This is a genomic window from Lysobacter sp. Root76, assembly GCF_001428685.1.
In the GTDB taxonomy this organism is placed as follows: domain Bacteria; phylum Pseudomonadota; class Gammaproteobacteria; order Xanthomonadales; family Xanthomonadaceae; genus Lysobacter.
On record NZ_LMIK01000004.1, the window covers coordinates 364,210 to 381,217 of the forward strand.

The window sequence follows — 17,008 nt, forward strand, 5'->3', positions numbered from 1 at the left end:
CTTGTGGCCGGGCGAAACGGAAATGCAAGGCGGGGGCGCAGTGGCGGCGGGCGACGACCCGCACGACCGACGACGGCCTAGCCCGCTTCGACCCGCGCGCAGTACGCCGCGTAGGTCCGCTGCCACGCGGGCCGGGCCAGGCAGCGGTCCCGGTACGCCATCACGCCCGGGTACGGTGCGATCAAGGTCGGGTCTTTGATGCCCGCCGACAGCACGTGCGCCATCAGGATGTCGGCGACGCTGAAGTCATCGGTCGCCACGTAGTCGCGGTCGGCGAACCAACGCTCCAGGTGGCCCATCCGCAGGTGCACCCAGTCCACCAGGAACTGGCGCGGCTTGGGGTCGCTGCCATCGGCCGTCCAGTCGTGCACCATCAGGGCCAGCAGCGGCATCTCGATCGAGTTCATCGCCGCGAAGCACCAGCGCAGCACCTGCGCCTCGCCGGCCAGATCGCCGGGGATCAGGCGGCCGGACTTCTTCGCCAAATACACCACGATGGCGGCGGATTCGGACAGCACCACACCGTCATCGTCGATCGAGGGGATCTGCTCGAACGGGCTGAGCCGGCGATAGGCCTCGGTGTTGAGGTCATGCGCGGGGTGGTCCATGCCGACCACCTCGAACGGCAGCTGCATCTCTTCGAGCGCCCACAGCACGCGCAGATCGCGGGTGTGGCCGCGCGCGCCGGCGTTGACCTTCGAGAACCCGTAGAGCTTGAGCATGGCGACGCTCCTTCGTTGAAGCTGCGTTGCTGCGGAGCGTAACGGCATTCCCGTGATGACGCATCGTGCGCCCCTCGTCTGGGCCGCCTGGCCCGGCGTCATCGCAGGCGACGGCTGCGCCAGCCGATGAACGCACGCAGTGAAACCTTCTGCGCTACGCACTAAAGCGAGGCATAGAGCTTAGCGGCCTCCCTTTGAACCTCCGCCTTAAGTTCGTTGGCCTTATCTTGATGCGCCCTGAGCTCCTGTGAACTGGGCAAGATCATGCTTTTCATCATGGTGTTTCTGAAGTCCGTGATCGTGGCGATCGTGCCCTTCAGACTTGAGAAGCTGTCTTGCGCATTGAGCAGGCTAAAACGAGCAGCCGCGATATGCGCCTGATCTGCGCTCTCCAGTAGCAAGGCGTCTGGCTCCCTTATTTTTGCGTGCGTTTCCGGCGCGATCTGGATCGGCACTCCATCCGCGTCCTCGACGATCCACTCCAGTCGCGAGATGAAATGCGAGTGCGTACTGAAGAATTTCTCCGTCAGGTCCACCGCCTCTTCGACCGTCTTGATCTTGCGGGCCCGCATCTCCTTCTCTCTGTCGTTCCTGTAGTTCATGCGCAGCGCAACTACCGAGAACAAACCTCCGATGATGGCGCCAAGCCCGATCTTTGCCACCGAATCGATTACTTCCACCCAGGTCATAGCGAGCCCTTATAGCGGTTGAATTTTCGCCCCCGATCGCGGATGGTCGAGGGTCCAAACGAGCTCAGACCCGACCCCGCTCCGCGGTCGTCACCCCTCCATGGTCTTAGGGCCCCACCCTGGGCGGCCATGAGGAACGCGCCGACACGTCTGCGCGCCTTAGCGCCGTTGCGCCCTCCCGGCGCCGGTCGGCGGCCGCCCCCATATCGACGGGCGGCATGGAAAGGCGTATCACTCCCGACCAGGGGGGCCATGGAGGCGATCGGTGGACAGCCAATGGATCAAGCCGAAGGCGGACGCGACCGCACCCACCGTCGTGTTTGTGCACGGCATCATGTCGGACGGCGCCAGCGGCTGGAAAAACAAGAAGACCGGCGCCTATTGGCCGCAGCTGGCCGCCGATGAGCTGAGCGACGCCGGCGTCTACGTCTTCAGTTACCACAGCCAGTTCTTCGGCGGCCGCTTCCGCGTGACCGACGCCTCGGACGCGCTGTGGGACGAACTCAAGCGCCACAACATCCTGCAATCACGCATTGTCGTGTTCGTGTGCCACAGCATGGGCGGCATCGTTACGCGGCGCCTGCTGGTGCAACGGCAAGGCGAGATCGCCGAGCAAGGCACCGTCATCGGTTTGTTCCTGGTGGCCTCGCCCTCGGCCGGCTCGCGCTGGGCGAACTTCTTCTATCCCGTCATCAATCTGCTCAGGCACGCGCAGGCGCAGATCCTCAAGGCCGGCGAGGACAACCAGTGGCTGACGACGCTGGGCACCGACTTCCGCAACCTGATCGCCCAGCCCAAACCGATGATCCGCGGCAAGGAACTGATCGAAGAACGCATCGCCTATGTGTGGTTCCTGCCGTGGATACGGCCGGTGGTCAGCCGGGACGAGGCCGACCGCTACTTCCCCCACTCCAGGGTGATCCCACGTTCCAACCACTCGTCCATCGCCAAGCCCGCTAACGCCCAGGCCGAACAGCACCTGCTGCTGACGGAGTTCGCGAACGAGCTGGTGCGCATCAGCTTCAGCACCACCTTGGAGCTGCCGGCCGGCATGACGTTTCGGCAAGCCGTCGAAACCTTCGCCGGCCTGGAGGGATGTACCACGCAGTATCCCGGGCTTAGCCAGGCCCAGCTCAAGACGACGATCCAGCAGGACGCCGAGGTCGGCGGCCCCGACATCGCGGCCGTGGTCGAATGCATGGTCGCCGTCTACTTCGGCAGCGCCGCGCCGACGTTCCGCGTGACCGTTCAGGAGTGTGTTATCACCGTAGAGGGAGCGCCATGAAGCGTCACTGCCAATGCCCCAGCCCGCCGGGCGGCTCGGTCACCTGCGACGCGCATCAGGTCGCGTACTGCAAAGTGGTGGCCGGCATCGTTTCCTCGGGTTGCCTGACGCCGCCGGAGGAGGAGGCGTACGCCGTGCGCGACCCCGAGCGAAACCTGTTAGCGCTGTTGCGGTGGACATTGGATGAGATCGACTTCTCCATGACCGGAAGCGACTTCACGGACGAATCACTACTGGACGTCCTCATCGGCCCGGGCACGTACACGCAATGGTTGGATCAGATCCGCGCGGGCACCCCACTGCAACTCGAAGGCTGGGTGCGAGTGAACGGCGAGTTCCAGCCATCGAAACTGGCGATCCGGGTACCCGAGCAGTACGGCGACCCGCGCCAGGTGGAACAGTACGGGTACGCCCCTGCATGACGCGTCGCGGTGTGCTGGGCCACCCGTCGCCTTAATGAACCTGACCGCTTTTCGCGGGTATCCCGAGCCGATACGCGCTGTCCGGCTGCATCTTGGGTCGGGCAAGCGGAACTGCATGGGGGCTCGGTCCGCAGGCGCCGCAGCGAGGTCTGGCTGTCTGTCTGGCGGCCGGGGCATGCGCGTTGGCGGTAAACCGGTGATTCCCGACCGTCGGGGTGCAAAGACCCGGCCTCGAATCCCGACGGGCCGGGGGCCGGGCCGGCGGGGTGCGGTCGCCGCTTGCGAACGGGCGATCGCGTGGCCGGCAGGAGCCGCCCGCCAGCGAGACGGCCAGGCCCGGGTGTCACCCTCGCCGTCGCGCACACGTTGACCTTGGGGCTGGCCTGGGCGATGGCGTGGTCCAGCACGCCCTTGATGCGGGCCAGGTCTGCGTCGTCGGTGCATTTGACGTCGTCGATCAGCCGCGCGGCTTCGATGACGTCGGCGCCGTCGCTGGCGGTGACCGGCGGGCGGTTGTCGGCGGGCGGTGGCGCGGCTTGCACGCAGGCGGCCAGGAGCATCAGCGAGAGAACGATAAAGCAACGTGCGACGACCATGTCTGCATCCTTTGCTTGTGGAAAAGGGTGGCTGAACCGCGCCCTTTCCGGGGTCCATCGTGGTGTTACACGCCCAGCGGATCGGGCTTCTCCACATCGATTTTGTACCGCTTAATCGCCCGAACCACATCCTTGCCCGTCATCTTGCCTTCCACCGCCAGCGCCGCGCCCCGGTATGGGCAACGCAGCAGTCGACCTTGACGTTACTTTTGAGTGACAGGCGCTGTCGTCCACTCCAAGGTTTTCAGCATCTTCTCGATCTGCTCCAAGGCCGCGCGATCCCCTTGCGGATAGGAGCCACCCACCGCCAGAAAGAAGTCGCCGTCGGGGACGACCCACATCACGGCTGACACGGCGAGCGCATCGCCGCTGGTGGTGGGTACGGTGTAGTCCATTGCGATGCGGCGGCTGCGGCGGCCCGCCACCACCACGTCCGTCGCCGGCGAGAGTTGCGCATCGGGGTACGCCTCCTTGATGCCCGAGGCCAGCTTGATCACGCCTTCTGCCGTCGGCTCGGGCATGCCCGCGAAGGAGTTGAGCATGATGTTGAGGGAAGGGTTAATGCCTTCGTGATGCCCCGCGTACTGAGCGATCACCACGGCGGGCTCGGTGTGGGCGATGACCTGCCGCTTGTATGCCTCGCTACCGAAATCCAGGCGCTCGAGGCGTTCGGCCTTTTGCTCGGCCGTGGCGAAGTGCCAGCTGTCCGGCTTGGTCAGGCGCAGGCCTAGCTCGACATTCTCGTAGAGGTTGCCGGATGGGTCGGCTGCGATGCCGGCGCTTATCGAGCAGAGCAGCAACAGCGTTGCTGCGATGAACTTCCTGACCATCCGCTTTCCTTAGCTTGCTCTGACTGCACTTAGCAAGAAGGCGACCTTGCGGCCGCCTTCTGCTTTCCAGCTCAAACCCCCAGGGGGTTGGGCTTCTCCACATCGATCTTGTACTGCTTGATCGCCCGAGCCACATCCTTGCCCGTCATCTTGCCTTCCGCCGCCAGTGCCGCGATGGCGGCGTGCGCGATGTAGTACCGATCGACCTCGAAGTGACGGCGCAGGTTCGCGCGCGTGTCCGAGCGGCCGAAGCCGTCGGTGCCCAGCACGGTGTAGCGCATCGGCACGAAGGCGCGGACTTGTTCCGGGTACATGCGGATGTAGTCGGTCGCGGCGATGGCCGGGCCCTGGCGGCCTTCCAGCAGCTCGGTGACGTAGGGCTTGCGCGGGGTTTTGGCTTCGGGGTTGAGGCGGTTCCAGCGCTCGGCGTCGGTGGCGTCGCGGGCGAGTTCGTTGAAGCTGGGGCAGGACCAGATGTCGGCGGTGACGCCGAAGTCCTTGTCCAGCAGTTCGGCGGCGGCGATGGCTTCGCGCAGGATGGTGCCGCTGCCCATCAGCTGGACGCGCAGTTCGCCCTTCTTGGGCTTGCCGGCGTCCTGCAGCAGGTACATGCCCTTGATGATGCCGTCGGCGCTGCCTTCGGGCATGTCGGGGTGGGTGTAGTTCTCGTTCATCAGGGTGAGGTACCAGTACTCATCCTGTTGTTCGGTGAGCATGCGCTGCATGCCGTGCTGCAGCAGGGTCACCACCTCAAAGCTGAAGGTGGGGTCGTAGCTGCGGCAGTTGGGGATCAGGCCGGCCTGGACCATGCTGTGGCCGTCTTCGTGCTGCAGGCCTTCGCCGTTGAGGGTGGTGCGGCCGGCGGTGGCGCCCAGCAGGAAGCCACGGGCGCGCATGTCGGCGGCCTGCCAGGCGCTGTCGCCGATGCGCTGGAAGCCGAACATCGAGTAGTAGATGTACAGCGGCAGCATCTGCAGGTCGTTGGTGCTGTAGCTGGTGGCGGCCGCCAGCCAGGACGAGAACGCGCCGGCTTCGGTGATGCCTTCTTCCAGGACCTGGCCGGTGGTGTCTTCGCGGTAGTACATGAGCTGGTCGCGGTCGACCGGCTTGTACTTCTGGCCGTGCGGGGCGTAGATGCCGAGCTGGCGGAACAGGCCTTCCATGCCGAAGGTGCGGGCTTCGTCGGCGACGATGGGCACCAGGCGCGGGCCGACCTGCTTGTCGCGCAGGGCGATGTTGAGGGCCTGCACGAAGGACATGGTGGTGCTGATCTCGCGCTCGCCGGTGCTCTTGAGCAGGCGGTCGAAGGCTTCGAGCTTGGGCACTTCCAGCGAGGTGCTGGCCTTGCGGCGGCGCTGCGGGAGGAAACCGCCCAGGGCCTTGCGGCGCTCCAGCATGTATTCGATTTCCGGCGATTTTTCGCCGGGGTGGTAGAAGGGGACGGCGCCGTCCTTCAACTGCTCGTCGGTGACGGGGATGTTGAAGCGGTCGCGGAACAGGCGGACGGCTTCGTCGTCCATCTTCTTGGTGCCGTGGGTCGGGTTGAGCGATTCGCCCGAGGCGCCCATGCCGTAGCCCTTGACCGTCTTGGCCAGGATGACGGTGGGCATGCCCTTGGTGTTCACGGCCTCGTGATAAGCGGCGTAGACCTTGTGCGGGTCGTGGCCGCCGCGGTTGAGGCGCCAGATGTCGTCGTCGGACAGGTTGGCGACCAGCGCGGCGGTTTCCGGGTACTTGCCGAAGAAGTTGTCGCGGGTGTACTTGCCGCCGAAGGCTTTGCAGTTCTGGTATTCGCCGTCGACGGTTTCCATCATCAGCTGGCGCAGGCGGCCGCTGGTGTCGCGGGCCAGCAGCGGGTCCCAGTAGCTGCCCCAGACGGTCTTGATGACGTTCCAGCCGGCGCCGCGGAACTGGCCTTCGAGTTCCTGGATGATCTTGCCGTTGCCGCGCACCGGGCCGTCGAGGCGCTGCAGGTTGCAGTTGATGACAAAGACCAGGTTATCGAGGCCTTCGCGGCCGGCGACGGAGATGGCGCCCAGGGATTCGGGTTCGTCGGTCTCGCCGTCGCCCAGGAAGGCCCAGACCTTGCGGTCGGACTTGGGCATCAGGCCGCGGCCTTCCAGGTACTTCCAGTTGCGGGCCTGGTAGATGGCGCTGATCGGGCCCAGGCCCATCGACACGGTCGGGACCTGCCAGTAGTCCGGCATCAGCCAGGGGTGCGGGTAGGAGCTGATGCCGCGGCCGTCGACTTCCATGCGGAAGTGGTCAAGGTGCGATTCGCTGAGGCGGCCTTCGAGGAAGGAACGCGCGTAGATGCCGGGCGAGCTGTGGCCCTGGATGCCGATGACGTCGCCGGGATGGTCGGCCGAGGGGGCGCGCCAGAAGTGGTTGAAGCCGACGTCGTACAGGGTGGCCGCCGAGGCGAAGCTGGCGATGTGGCCGCCCAGGTCGCCGGGCTTGCGGTTGGCGCGCACGACCATGGCCATGGCGTTCCAGCGGATCAGCGAGCGGATCCGCCATTCCATCGCGGCGTCGCCGGGGCTTTTGGCCTCCAGGTGCGGCGGGATGGTGTTGATGTATTCGGTGGTGGGCTGGAACGGCAGGTGCGCGCCGGCGCGGCGCGTGACTTCGACCATGCCTTCGAGCAGCTGGTGGGCGCGCTCGGCGCCGTCGCGGGCGATGACGGCCTGGACGGACTCGACCCATTCCTGGGTTTCGGCGGGATCGGGATCGTTCTGCAGCAGGTCGTGCAGGGAGCTGGCAAGCGGCTGGTTCATCGATATCGCGGCCCCGTGGCCGCGCCTCGGAAGTGGGGGCGATTAGAGTTCGGAGTCTAACAAATGGGGGCGGTTGCGGCCTTGCTTGGGGTGTCGGACACGGTGGAATGGCGTGTTTCGGAGGTGGGTAGGCGCGGGGCGGGCGCGGGGCGGGTGCGGGCGGCGTGGGCGGGTGGGGTTCGATCGCGGCTTACGCCGCTCCCACAACGGCTAGGAGCCCGCTCGCGCTTCCTGTGGGAGCGGCATAAGCCGCGATCGGCCACCTGCGTCGCGGCGAAATCCGACACGGATACAGGCAGTAGTCCGATCCATGCCGGGCCACTGGCTCGGCAGGCTGGTGCCATGCGCCCGACACCCCGTTCCCTCCCCCACAGCGGCGACCTGCGCCGCGGCCGGCGTTCGGAGCCCGGGCGGGTTTACCTGATCACGTTCACCACCCATGGGCGACAGCCGCTGTTCGTTGAGGAAACGCTGTCGGCGGCCACGGTGGAGGCGCTCCTGGACCGCCGTCTCTGGATGCGGTCGAGGCTGCTGGCGTGGGTGCTGATGCCCGACCACTGGCACGGGCTGGTGGAGCTGGGGCCGTGGGAGACGCTGCCGGATCTGATGCGGCAACTGAAAGCGAATACGTCGCGGCGGGTGCGTGCGGTGGAGCCGGGCTTGTCCGGGGTGTGGGCACCGGGCTACCACGACCGTGCGTTGCGGCATCAGGAATCTTTGATCGACGCGGCGCGGTACGTGGTGCTGAACCCGGTGCGGGCGGGATTGGTGCGCCGGGTGCGGGACTATCGGTATTGGGGGGCTGTTTGGGCGTGAGGGTGCGCGATCGCGGCTTACGCCGCTCCCACAGGAAGCTGGGAGCGATGCTGTCTGTGGGAGCGGCGTAAGCCGCGATGAACCAGATACGCCAACGAGGTTCCGATGGAGCGATATTCTCGGTCGACGGCGTGTCCCTGGCTTCAGGCCGGCGCGCGATGCAGCAGCACGATGCCGGCGACGATCAGGGCGACGCCGCCGATGCGCAGGGGGTTGAGGGTTTCGCCGAAGACGGCGGCGCCGAGCAGGACGGTGCCGGCGGCGCCGATGCCGGTCCACACCGCGTAGGCGCTGCCCACGGGTAACGCGGTCAGGGCGCGGCCCAGCAGGTAGACGAAGGCGGCCAGGGCGATCAGCGACAGCACGGTCCAGCCGGGCCGGGTGTAGCCCTGCGACAGCTTCATCGACGCCGCCCAGGCGACGTCGATGAAGCCGGCGGCGATCAGCAGCAGCCAGGCGGTGCTGAGTTTCATGCGGCGACCTGCGCCTGCGGCGCGCGCTCGGCCTGCAGGGCTTCGGCCACGCTGGGACGGGCGCGGATGCGTTCGAGGTAGGCGGCCAGGTGCGGGGTGTCGTCCAGCGGCAGTTTCAGCGCGCGCGACCAGTCGGCGATGGTGAACAGGTAGGCGTCGGCGATGCTGAAGTCGTCGCCGAGCAGGAAGGCATGGCCGGCCAGGTGACGGTCGACCAGGGCCAGGCGCGGCGCCAGGCGTTCGCGCGCGACCGCGCCGGGCTGGTCGCCGTACTCGGGGTGGAACAGCCAGGGGCTGTAGGTCTTGTGCAGCTCGGTGGCGATGTAGGTCAGCCAGCTCAGCAACTCGGTGCGGCGCGCTTCCGGCGCGATCCGGCCGCTGGGGTCCAGGCCGCCGAGGTGGCTGAGGATGGCGACGCCTTCGCGCAGCAGGCGGCCGTCGTCGAGTTGCAACACCGGCACGTAGCCCAGCGGGCTGAGTTGGCGGAAGTCGCGGCCGTCGGCGACCAAGACCGGGTTGGGGCCGATGCGCACGCGCTGCAGTTCGACCGGCAGGCCGAGTTCGCGGATGACCAGGTGGGCGGCGAAGGAGCAGGTGCCGGGGGTGTAGTAGAGCTTCATGGCGGAGTCCGATGCGTGAGGGGAACGGGAGCCGTTACCCTGCGCGCAGGCCCGCGCCGCGAGTACCGGCGCCACGACAAGGATTACTTGCGGATGCGACACGATCGGCTGTCCCTGGAGGATCTGGAACTGGTGCGCGCGATCGGCGCCAGCGGCAGTCTGAGCGGCGCGGTGCGCTTGCTGGAGGTCGATCATTCCAGTGCGTTCCGGCGCCTGGCCGCGATCGAGGCGCGCGCGGGCGCGGCGCTGTTCCGGCGCAGCCGCCGCGGCTACACGCCGACCGAGGCGGGCGAGCTGGTGATGGTCGCCGCGCAGCGGATGCTGGCGGATGCGGAGCACCTGTCGCGGCAGTTGGCCGGACAGGATGCGCGCGCGGAGGGGCGTATCCGCATCACGATTCCCGACACCTTGGCGGCGGTCGCGGCGCGGATGTGCGCGGAATTCCGGCGTGCGCATCCGGCGCTGCGTTGCGACCTGATCGTGGCCAATGCGTTTTCGAGCCTGCAGCAGCGCGATGCCGACGTAGCCCTGCGCGCCAGCGAGGCGCCGCCGGAGGGCTTGTCGGCCAGGCGTTTGGCGAGCATCGCGACCGCGGCCTATGCCGCGCGGGGTGCCGGCGACCGCAGTCCGATTCCGGGCGGTGACTGGGTCGGGTTCGATGAGGCGCTGGCGCATCTGGCGTCGGCGCGCTGGTTGCAGCGGCAGGTGCCGGAGGCGCGCATCGCGATGCGGGTCAATTCGCTGCCGGCGGCGCTGGCGGCCTGCCAGGCCGGGCTCGGACGGGCCTTGTTGCCGTGCTATTTCGCCGACGAGGCCAAGGGCTTGAAGCGCTTGTCCGAGGCCTTGCCGGATGTGCGCACGGAGTTGTGGTTCGCGACGCATCCGGATCTGCGGCGGTCGGCGAAGGTGCGGGTGCTGCGGGAATTCGCGGTGGCCTGGATGGGACGGGAGTTGGGATAGAGGCTTGGGCGCGTTGCCGTGACGACGGCGGCATCGCTTTCTGTGGGAGCGGCTGCTGGCTCTGGGGTAGGAGCGGCGTGAGCCGCGACCTGCGCGGGCAGCCGGAGGCGTGTGATGGCCTGAGGTGCGCGGTGGCCGATGGTGCGTGGTCGCGACTTACGTCGCTCCTACCCCACGACAGGCGGCTGTTGCCACCGCTGCGTCGTTGCAGTCTGTGGGAGCGGCGTGAGCCGCGATTGCGCGGCTTCGGATGGGACGAAATCGCGGCTTACGCCGCTCCCACAGGAAGCCAGGGACCGACATAACAGGAAGCAGGGGCTGGCCTTGGGATAGGAGCGGAGCAGGCAGTGACCTGCGCGAGCGGCCGAAGGGACGTGGTCGCGACTTACGTCGCTCCTACCCCACAGCAGGCGGCTGTTGCCACCGCTGCGTCGTTGCGGTCTGTGGGAGCGGCGTGAGCCGCGATTGCGCGGCTTCGGATGGGACGAAATCGCGGCTTACGCCGCTCCCACAGGAAGCAGCAGGGACCGAGCTTGGGATAACAGGAAGCAGGGGCTGGCCTTGGGATAGGAGCGGAGCAGGCCGTGACCTGCGCGAGCGGCCGGAGGGACGTGGTCGCGACTTACGTCGCTCCTACCCCAAAGCGGTAGCGGGCCTTGTATGGAGCTCAGGCCTGGTGCAGGCCGAACCAGCTGCGCGGGAGCAGCAGCTTCAGCGCGCGCTCGGCGCTCTTGCGGCGCAGGCCGGGCTGCAGCAGGCCGCGCAGCACCGGGCCCAGCCAGTGGCGGCGCTTGTGCTTGAGGATGGCTTCGCGGGCGTCGGCTTCGATGCGGTACATCGCCAGCACGTTGCGGGCGTCGCGCAGCGGGCGGCCGCGCAGTTCGGGCATCTGCCGCAGGCAGTGTTCGAGGTCGGCGGCGGTGCCGCGGTAGAACTGCACGGTGCGTTCGTAGCGACGGCGCACCGCGACTTCGGGCGCTTCGTCGCGGGCGAACACGCAGCCGCTGACGCTGCCGGGGTGGCGGCGGTACTGCAGCAGCGGTTGGCGCAGGCACAGCGACTGCCCGAGCAGGGCGCCGCGCAGGCTCAGGGCGTTGTCTTCGATCGGACCGAGCAGCGGGCCGAAGCGGTCGTAGACCTCGCGCCGGAACGCGAGGGTGGCGCCGAGCAGGCCGATCAGGCGGCCCACGCGCACGTAGTAATCGAGCTCGTAGCGCTCCGGGCGGCGCCGGAAGCGGATGTCGATGCGTTCGCCGTCGGCGTCGATGCAGTCGAAGTCGCTGCCCAGCACCATCGCCTCGGGCGCTTCCGCGAACGCGCGCAGGATGGTCGCGACGCGTTCGGGGTAGGCGATGTCGTCGCCGGCCATCATCACCACGACCTCGCCGCGCACCAGCGCCATGGCGTCGTTGAAATGCGCGGCGACGCCCAGGTTGCGCGAGGTGCGGCGCACGCTGACGTCGTGGATGCCGCGGTACTCGGCGACGATCTGGCGGGCGATCTCGAAGGTGCCGTCGTCGGAGCAGTCGTTGGAGACGACGATTTCGCAGGGCACGGTCTGGGCGAACGCGCCCGCCAGTGCCGCGCGGATGTAGCCGGCGTCGCGGTAGCACAGCAACAGCACGCTGACCGCGGGTCTGACCGCGGTCGTCGGCGTGATGCAGGCGCCCCCCTCGCCCATGTCAGCGCTGCGCTATGGCCCGGTAGTCCGCGCAGCGCGGATCTGCGCATCGACGGCAGCGATCGCGGTCATGTTGACCACGCGGCGCGGCGTCGAGGCCGGGGTGAGGATGTGCGCCGGCTTGTCCAGGCCCATCAGGATCGGGCCGATGGCGACGCCGTCGGTCATCACCCGCACCATGTTGTAGGTGATGTTGGCGGCGTCCAGGTTGGGCAGCACGAACAGGTTGGCGCGGCCGTGCAGGGTGGTGTTGGGGAAGATGCGCTGGCGCAGCAGGTCGTCCCAGGCGGTGTCGGCCTGCATCTCGCCGTCCATCTCCAGCTTGGGCATGCGCTGGCGGATGATCTGCCGGACCTTGCGCATCTTCGCCGCCGACGGGTTGTCGTGGCTGCCGTAGTTGGAGTGCGACAGCAGCGCAACCTTGGGCTCGATGCCGAACAGCTTGAGGCGGTAGGTCGCCTGCAGGGTGGCTTCGGCGATCTGCTCGGCGGTGGGATCGACCTGGACGTGGGTGTCGAGGAAGAACCACGCGCCCTGGTCGTTGATCACGCCGGTCATGGCCGAGGTGCCCTGCACGCCCGGGTCGAAGTCGAAGATGCTGCGCATGTAGCCCAGCTTCTTGTGGAAGCGGCCGACCAGGCCCGAGATCATCGCGTCGGCTTCGCCGCGTTCGACCATCAGCGCCGCGATCAGGGTCGGGCGCGAGCGCAACAGGTTCTTGGCCGCGGCCGGGGTCACGCCGCGGCGCTCGGTCAGGGCGTGGTACTGCTGCCAGTAGTCGTTGAAGCGCGGATCGTCGTTGATGTTGGTCAACTCGAAATCCACGCCTTCGCGCATGCGCAGGCCCAGGCGCTCGATGCGGGTCTGGATCACGTCCGGGCGGCCGATCAGGATCGGCTTGGCCAGGTCTTCGTCGATCACGGTCTGGACCGCGCGCAGCACGGTCTCTTCCTCGCCTTCGGCATAGACCACGCGCTTGCGGTCGGCGCGGGCGCGGTCGTAGACCGGCTTCATCAGCAGGCCGGTGCGGTAGATGTACTGGCTCAGCTTTTCGTTATAGGCCGCCACGTCGGTGATCGGGCGCGTGGCCACGCCCGATTCCATCGCCGCGCGCGCCACCGCCGGCGCCAGCATCACCAGCAGGCGCGGATCGAACGGACGCGGGATCAGGTAGTCGGGGCCGAAGGTCGGCACGTCGCCGCCGTAGGCGCTGCCCAGGTCGGACGATTCCATGCGCGCCAGCTGCGCGATCGCGCGCACGCAGGCCAGCTTCATCTCTTCGTTGATGACCGTGGCGCCGACGTCGAGCGCGCCGCGGAAGATGTAGGGGAAGCACAGCGCGTTGTTGACCTGGTTCGGGTAGTCCGAACGGCCGGTGGCGATGATGCAGTCCGGCCGCACGGCCTTGGCGTCTTCCGGCAGGATTTCCGGATACGGGTTGGCCAGCGCCAGGATGATCGGCTTGTCGGCCATGGTCGCGACCATCTCGGCCTTGAGCACGCCGCCGGCCGACAGGCCCAGGAAGATGTCGGCGCCGGCGACGATGTCGGCCAGGCTGCGCTTGTCGGTGTCGCGCGCGTAGCGCTCCTTGTCCGGGTCCATCTTGCCGCGGCCGGTGTAGAGCACGCCATCGCGGTCCACCGCCAGGATGTTCTCCGGCTTCATGCCCAGGGCGACCAGCATGTCCAGGCAGGCGATGCCGGCCGCGCCGGCGCCGCTGGTGGCCAGCTTGACGTCTTCGATCTTCTTGCCGACCACTTCCAGGGCGTTGTAGACGGCCGCGCCGACGATGATCGCGGTGCCGTGCTGGTCGTCGTGGAACACCGGGATCTTCATGCGCTCGCGCAGCTTGCGCTCGACGATGAAGCACTCGGGGGCCTTGATGTCTTCGAGGTTGATGCCGCCGAAGGTCGGTTCCAGCGAGGCGATGATGTCGACCAGCTTGTCCGGGTCGCGCTCGTCGATCTCGATGTCGAACACGTCGATGCCGGCGAACTTCTGGAACAGCACGCCCTTGCCTTCCATCACCGGCTTGCCGGCGAGCGGGCCGATGTCGCCCAGGCCGAGCACGGCGGTGCCGTTGCTGATGACCGCGACCAGGTTGCCGCGCGCGGTGAGCTCGCTGGCGGCGTTGGGGTCTTCGACGATGGCCTCGCAGGCGTAGGCCACGCCCGGCGAGTAGGCCAGGGCGAGGTCGCGCTGGGTCACCATCGGCTTGGTCGCGGTGACCTTGATCTTGCCGGGCGGGCTCAGGCGGTGGTAGTCGAGCGCGGACTGCTTGAGATCGTTATTGGTCGGCGAGTTGTCGGACATCGGTTTTTTCAGACCACGGGCGCGGGCTGTCGATTCTAGCCGTATTCCCGGGACCGCCGCTGACGCCCGCGTATGGCTGTATGGTCTTGCATGCGGCCAGCGCACACAATGCGCGACCGGAGGCGCAATGAACCCCAATCCCCCGCGGTCCTGGCCGCAATGGACCCTGCCGATCGCGGCCCTGGCGGGCGTGCTGCTGGCCCAGGCACTGCTGGTGTTCAATCCCGGCTATTACAGCCACGACGAGTTGCAGTGGGCGGCCTTCGCCGGCCAGCATCCGGGCTGGCATTTCCGCGATTACCTGTGGTCGGACGTGCAGTCCTTCCAGTACCGGCCGCTGACGTTCTCGCTGTGGCTGTGGCTGTCCGAGCATTTGTTCGCGCGGCCGATGCTCTTCCACGGCCTGATGGTGACGCTGGGCGGGCTCAATGCGGCGATGCTGGCGGTACTGCTGCGCCGCTTCGGCGTGGCCGCGCGGCCGGCGCTGGGCGGCGCGCTGGTGTTCGCGCTGGGACCGTTCGCGGCCCTGACCCACGGCTGGGTCGGCACCCTGGCGGACCTGATCTGGGTCGGCTGCGCGCTGCTGATCGCCCTGCTGGCGCAACGCGAACGGCCCGGTTGGATCAGCTGGGTCGCGGTATTCGCGCTGACCTCGCTGGCGCTGCTGGCCAAGGAGGCCGGCATCGTGATCCCGGCCCTGCTCGGTCTGGGCTGGCTGTTCCTGGGCCGCCGCCGCGAATGGCTGATCGCGGCCGTGGTCGCGGGCCTGCCGGTCTCGATCTATTTGGCCCTGCGCATCGGTGTGTTGCTGTTCTCGCCGCGCGAAGCCGTCAACTACGGCTGGAGCTTCGCCTTCATCCCCGAGCGTTGGATCGAGTACCAGCTGTATCCGCCGATCGCGACCAAGATGGCGATCGCCGGCACACTTTCGCGCGGCCTGGGCGACGGCCGGGTCTGGCTGGCGATCCTGGTCTGGCTGGCGACGGCGGCGGCGCTGTGGCGAGTCGGCGCGCGCTGGTGCCTGGGCTGGCTGCTGGCCGGCACCGCGGCGCTGGGGCCGGTGATGATCCTGGCCGAATCGGCCAATCAGTACGGTTACGGCTACGCCGCCGCGACCGCGGCGGTATGCGCGGCGGCCTGGCCGCGGATGCGGCGCTGGGGCCGGGCGGTGCTGGTGATCTCGGCGCTGTTGAGCGTCTGGCACGGCGTCAACGTGATGCGGCGCATGCACGAGGTCGGCAGCATCCAGGCGGTGTACTCGCCGGCGCTGGCGCGTGCGGTGGCGCAGGCCCCGGCCGGCGGCGGCGTCCGCCTGAAGCTGGCCGATGTCGACCAGGAGTGGATTTACCTGCGGCTGTCGCACGAGATTCCGAGCTATGCCGGGGTCGAGATCGGCGAGCGGGTGAGGCTGGTCGCGGCCGGCGAGGCGGCGGATTACGAGATTCAGCGCGACGGGTCGCTCAAGCCGCTGCCTTGAGCGCTGCGCGCGCGGTGGTGCGGTGCGCCTGCGGCTTGCCGCAACCTAGGGGCTGCCCTTAAAGCAGAGCGCTCAACCGACCTCGCGGAAATCGCCTTCGGCCATCTGGTCCAGGCGGATCCGGTTGGCGAACAGCGAGAACGCGAGCATGCCGGCCAGGCCGTTGGCGCGCTGGATCCACGGCGGCATCCAGCGCGGCGGCTTGATCGCGCCGTCCTGGAACAGCGGCTCGAAGCGCTGCACGTCGGCCAGGGTCATCTTGCCGGCGAACAGCCAGCGGCACAGATGCAACTTGCCGCTGCGCAGGGCCCAGCGGAAGAAGGTGTGCACGCCGACCAGGCCGCGCAGGTAGACGGTGTCCTTGGTGAAGGCCGCGCCGCCGTGGGTCGGCACGCCGCGGAACACGCGCTGGGCCGAGGCGAAGCTGTCCTCTTGGGATTGGCCGGCGTCGAGGAAGTAGCGGAACACCTGGATGAAGTCGGCGCCGTCCAGGGCCATCGCCACCGCTTCGATGCGCAGGCTCAGGCGCTTCATGCGGCCGATGTCGATGCTGCCGGTGATCTGCTCGGCGAAGGTCGCCAGGCCTTCCTGGGTCGCGGTGCTGCGCGGCGAGGCCAGCGCCAGGCTCGGCAGCACGTGCTGTTCGCGGCCGTTGAGCGCGGTCAGCGAGTGCACGAAGGCTTCGTGCTGCAGCAACTGGTCGCGGTCGTAGTCGCTGAAGGCCGCGCCGCTGCGCAGGCGGATGCGGGTGGCGCCGGCGGCGGCCTTGGCGATCAGGTCCGGGTCCAGGGTCACTTCGATCACGCGGCCGTCGAAGTAGTCGTCCAGGTCGCGCTGCAACTGCAGATGCAGGGCGGTGGCCGAGATCTTGACCGTCTCGGCCGGCGACATCAGCTCGTGGTCGAGCTCGTCGGCGATCGAAATGAAATGGCGCGCGGCCTCGCGCGTGCTCGGCCCTTGACCGGGCAGCGGTTCGTCGGGCTTGCCGAACAGCTCGATCGACAGCGCGGTCACGCGCGTGCTGCCCAGCGCTTCCAGCAGTTCGGCGGCGGTGCCCCAGCTGCGCGCGGACTCGCCCAGGTACTGGCCCAGCGGATGATCGGGGTCGGCCTCGGCGGCGATCGCGGCCAGCTCGTGCCGGACCTCGCTGAAATCGAGCTTGGGGTAGACGATCTGCGGCAGGGCGGCGTTGCCGCGCGCGTAGTCGGCCAGGAACTGCATTTCCAGTCCGGCCGGCCAGCTGGCCAGGGTCAGCAGCTTGATCTCGCGCGCGGCGCGGACCATGCGCGCGTCCAGCAGCGCGTGGTGCTGGATGTCGGCGGGCAGACCGGGCGGGAGGCTGCTCAT

The 17,008-nt window shown here is 68.1% G+C and carries 14 protein-coding genes; 5 read left to right on the forward strand and 9 right to left on the reverse strand.

Annotated elements, in window-relative coordinates; all coding sequences use genetic code 11:
• Positions 1-77: 77 nt before the first annotated feature.
• Positions 78-722, reverse strand: a complete 645-nt coding sequence (locus tag ASE10_RS06775; RefSeq protein ID WP_056306045.1) for a glutathione S-transferase family protein — start codon at positions 720-722, stop codon at positions 78-80.
• Positions 723-883: 161 nt separating this feature from the next.
• Positions 884-1,411, reverse strand: coding sequence for a hypothetical protein (locus ASE10_RS06780; protein ID WP_056306046.1), 528 nt, complete (start codon positions 1,409-1,411; stop codon positions 884-886).
• 265 nt (positions 1,412-1,676) lie between these two features.
• Here ASE10_RS06780 and ASE10_RS06785 point away from each other — a divergent pair, with 265 nt between their 5' ends.
• Both ASE10_RS06785 and ASE10_RS06790 read left to right on the forward strand, forming a co-directional pair.
• On the forward strand, positions 1,677-2,696 hold the full coding sequence (locus ASE10_RS06785; protein WP_056306048.1) for an alpha/beta hydrolase: 1,020 nt from the start codon (positions 1,677-1,679) through the stop codon (positions 2,694-2,696).
• On the forward strand, positions 2,693-3,118 hold the full coding sequence (locus ASE10_RS06790) for a hypothetical protein (RefSeq protein WP_056306050.1): 426 nt from the start codon (positions 2,693-2,695) through the stop codon (positions 3,116-3,118). The genes ASE10_RS06785 and ASE10_RS06790 overlap by 4 nt, the downstream gene beginning before the upstream one ends.
• 799 nt (positions 3,119-3,917) lie before the next feature.
• Here ASE10_RS06790 and ASE10_RS06795 read toward each other — a convergent pair.
• Positions 3,918-4,544: a hypothetical protein gene (locus ASE10_RS06795; protein ID WP_056306052.1), complete on the reverse strand. Its 627-nt coding sequence runs from the start codon at positions 4,542-4,544 to the stop codon at positions 3,918-3,920.
• Between the two features lie 71 nt (positions 4,545-4,615).
• Complete coding sequence (gene aceE, locus ASE10_RS06800) at positions 4,616-7,321, reverse strand: pyruvate dehydrogenase (acetyl-transferring), homodimeric type (RefSeq protein WP_056306055.1); 2,706 nt, start codon at positions 7,319-7,321, stop codon at positions 4,616-4,618.
• A 342-nt stretch (positions 7,322-7,663) separates the two neighbouring features.
• Here aceE and ASE10_RS06805 point away from each other — a divergent pair, with 342 nt between their 5' ends.
• Positions 7,664-8,137, forward strand: coding sequence for a transposase (locus ASE10_RS06805; protein ID WP_082559749.1), 474 nt, complete (start codon positions 7,664-7,666; stop codon positions 8,135-8,137).
• A 143-nt stretch (positions 8,138-8,280) separates the two neighbouring features.
• Here ASE10_RS06805 and ASE10_RS06810 read toward each other — a convergent pair whose 3' ends face one another.
• On the reverse strand, positions 8,281-8,610 hold the full coding sequence (locus tag ASE10_RS06810) for a multidrug efflux SMR transporter (RefSeq protein ID WP_055904855.1): 330 nt from the start codon (positions 8,608-8,610) through the stop codon (positions 8,281-8,283).
• The gene (locus tag ASE10_RS06815; protein WP_055904858.1) at positions 8,607-9,230 is read right to left on the reverse strand and encodes a glutathione binding-like protein; all 624 of its coding nucleotides are present in this window, start codon (positions 9,228-9,230) and stop codon (positions 8,607-8,609) included. The genes ASE10_RS06810 and ASE10_RS06815 overlap by 4 nt, the downstream gene beginning before the upstream one ends.
• Before the next feature lie 93 nt (positions 9,231-9,323).
• Here ASE10_RS06815 and ASE10_RS06820 point away from each other — a divergent pair, with 93 nt between their 5' ends.
• Positions 9,324-10,190 (forward strand): LysR family transcriptional regulator, encoded by an 867-nt coding sequence (locus tag ASE10_RS06820; RefSeq protein ID WP_082559750.1) that lies wholly within the window; start codon positions 9,324-9,326, stop codon positions 10,188-10,190.
• A 667-nt stretch (positions 10,191-10,857) separates the two neighbouring features.
• Here the strand turns inward: ASE10_RS06820 and ASE10_RS06825 are convergent.
• Positions 10,858-11,871, reverse strand: a complete 1,014-nt coding sequence (locus ASE10_RS06825; RefSeq protein ID WP_055904861.1) for a glycosyltransferase — start codon at positions 11,869-11,871, stop codon at positions 10,858-10,860.
• A gap of 12 nt (positions 11,872-11,883) precedes the next feature.
• Complete coding sequence (locus ASE10_RS06830; RefSeq protein WP_055904864.1) at positions 11,884-14,184, reverse strand: NADP-dependent malic enzyme; 2,301 nt, start codon at positions 14,182-14,184, stop codon at positions 11,884-11,886.
• A 127-nt stretch (positions 14,185-14,311) separates the two neighbouring features.
• On the opposite strand from ASE10_RS06830, the gene ASE10_RS06835 reads away from it, so the two are divergent.
• Positions 14,312-15,661 carry a hypothetical protein gene (locus tag ASE10_RS06835; RefSeq protein WP_055904868.1) on the forward strand — a complete coding sequence of 450 codons (1,350 nt, stop codon included), beginning with the start codon at positions 14,312-14,314 and terminating at the stop codon, positions 15,659-15,661.
• Between the two features lie 72 nt (positions 15,662-15,733).
• Here the strand turns inward: ASE10_RS06835 and ASE10_RS06840 are convergent, their stop codons facing one another.
• Entirely contained in the window at positions 15,734-17,008 is a 1,275-nt protein-coding gene (locus ASE10_RS06840; protein WP_055904871.1) for a flavohemoglobin expression-modulating QEGLA motif protein, read from the reverse strand.

Coding starts and splice junctions, on each gene's coding strand:
- ASE10_RS06775 (WP_056306045.1), bottom strand. CDS start 722: ATGCTCAAGCTCTACGGGTTCTCGAAGGTCAACGCCGGCGCGCGCGGC.
- ASE10_RS06780 (WP_056306046.1), bottom strand. CDS start 1,411: ATGACCTGGGTGGAAGTAATCGATTCGGTGGCAAAGATCGGGCTTGGC.
- ASE10_RS06790 (WP_056306050.1), top strand. CDS start 2,693: ATGAAGCGTCACTGCCAATGCCCCAGCCCGCCGGGCGGCTCGGTCACC.
- ASE10_RS06795 (WP_056306052.1), bottom strand. CDS start 4,544: ATGGTCAGGAAGTTCATCGCAGCAACGCTGTTGCTGCTCTGCTCGATA.
- aceE (WP_056306055.1), bottom strand. CDS start 7,321: ATGAACCAGCCGCTTGCCAGCTCCCTGCACGACCTGCTGCAGAACGAT.
- ASE10_RS06805 (WP_082559749.1), top strand. CDS start 7,664: ATGCGCCCGACACCCCGTTCCCTCCCCCACAGCGGCGACCTGCGCCGC.
- ASE10_RS06810 (WP_055904855.1), bottom strand. CDS start 8,610: ATGAAACTCAGCACCGCCTGGCTGCTGCTGATCGCCGCCGGCTTCATC.
- ASE10_RS06815 (WP_055904858.1), bottom strand. CDS start 9,230: ATGAAGCTCTACTACACCCCCGGCACCTGCTCCTTCGCCGCCCACCTG.
- ASE10_RS06820 (WP_082559750.1), top strand. CDS start 9,324: ATGCGACACGATCGGCTGTCCCTGGAGGATCTGGAACTGGTGCGCGCG.
- ASE10_RS06825 (WP_055904861.1), bottom strand. CDS start 11,871: ATGGGCGAGGGGGGCGCCTGCATCACGCCGACGACCGCGGTCAGACCC.
- ASE10_RS06830 (WP_055904864.1), bottom strand. CDS start 14,184: ATGTCCGACAACTCGCCGACCAATAACGATCTCAAGCAGTCCGCGCTC.
- ASE10_RS06835 (WP_055904868.1), top strand. CDS start 14,312: ATGAACCCCAATCCCCCGCGGTCCTGGCCGCAATGGACCCTGCCGATC.
- ASE10_RS06840 (WP_055904871.1), bottom strand. CDS start 17,008: ATGAGCAGCCTCCCGCCCGGTCTGCCCGCCGACATCCAGCACCACGCG.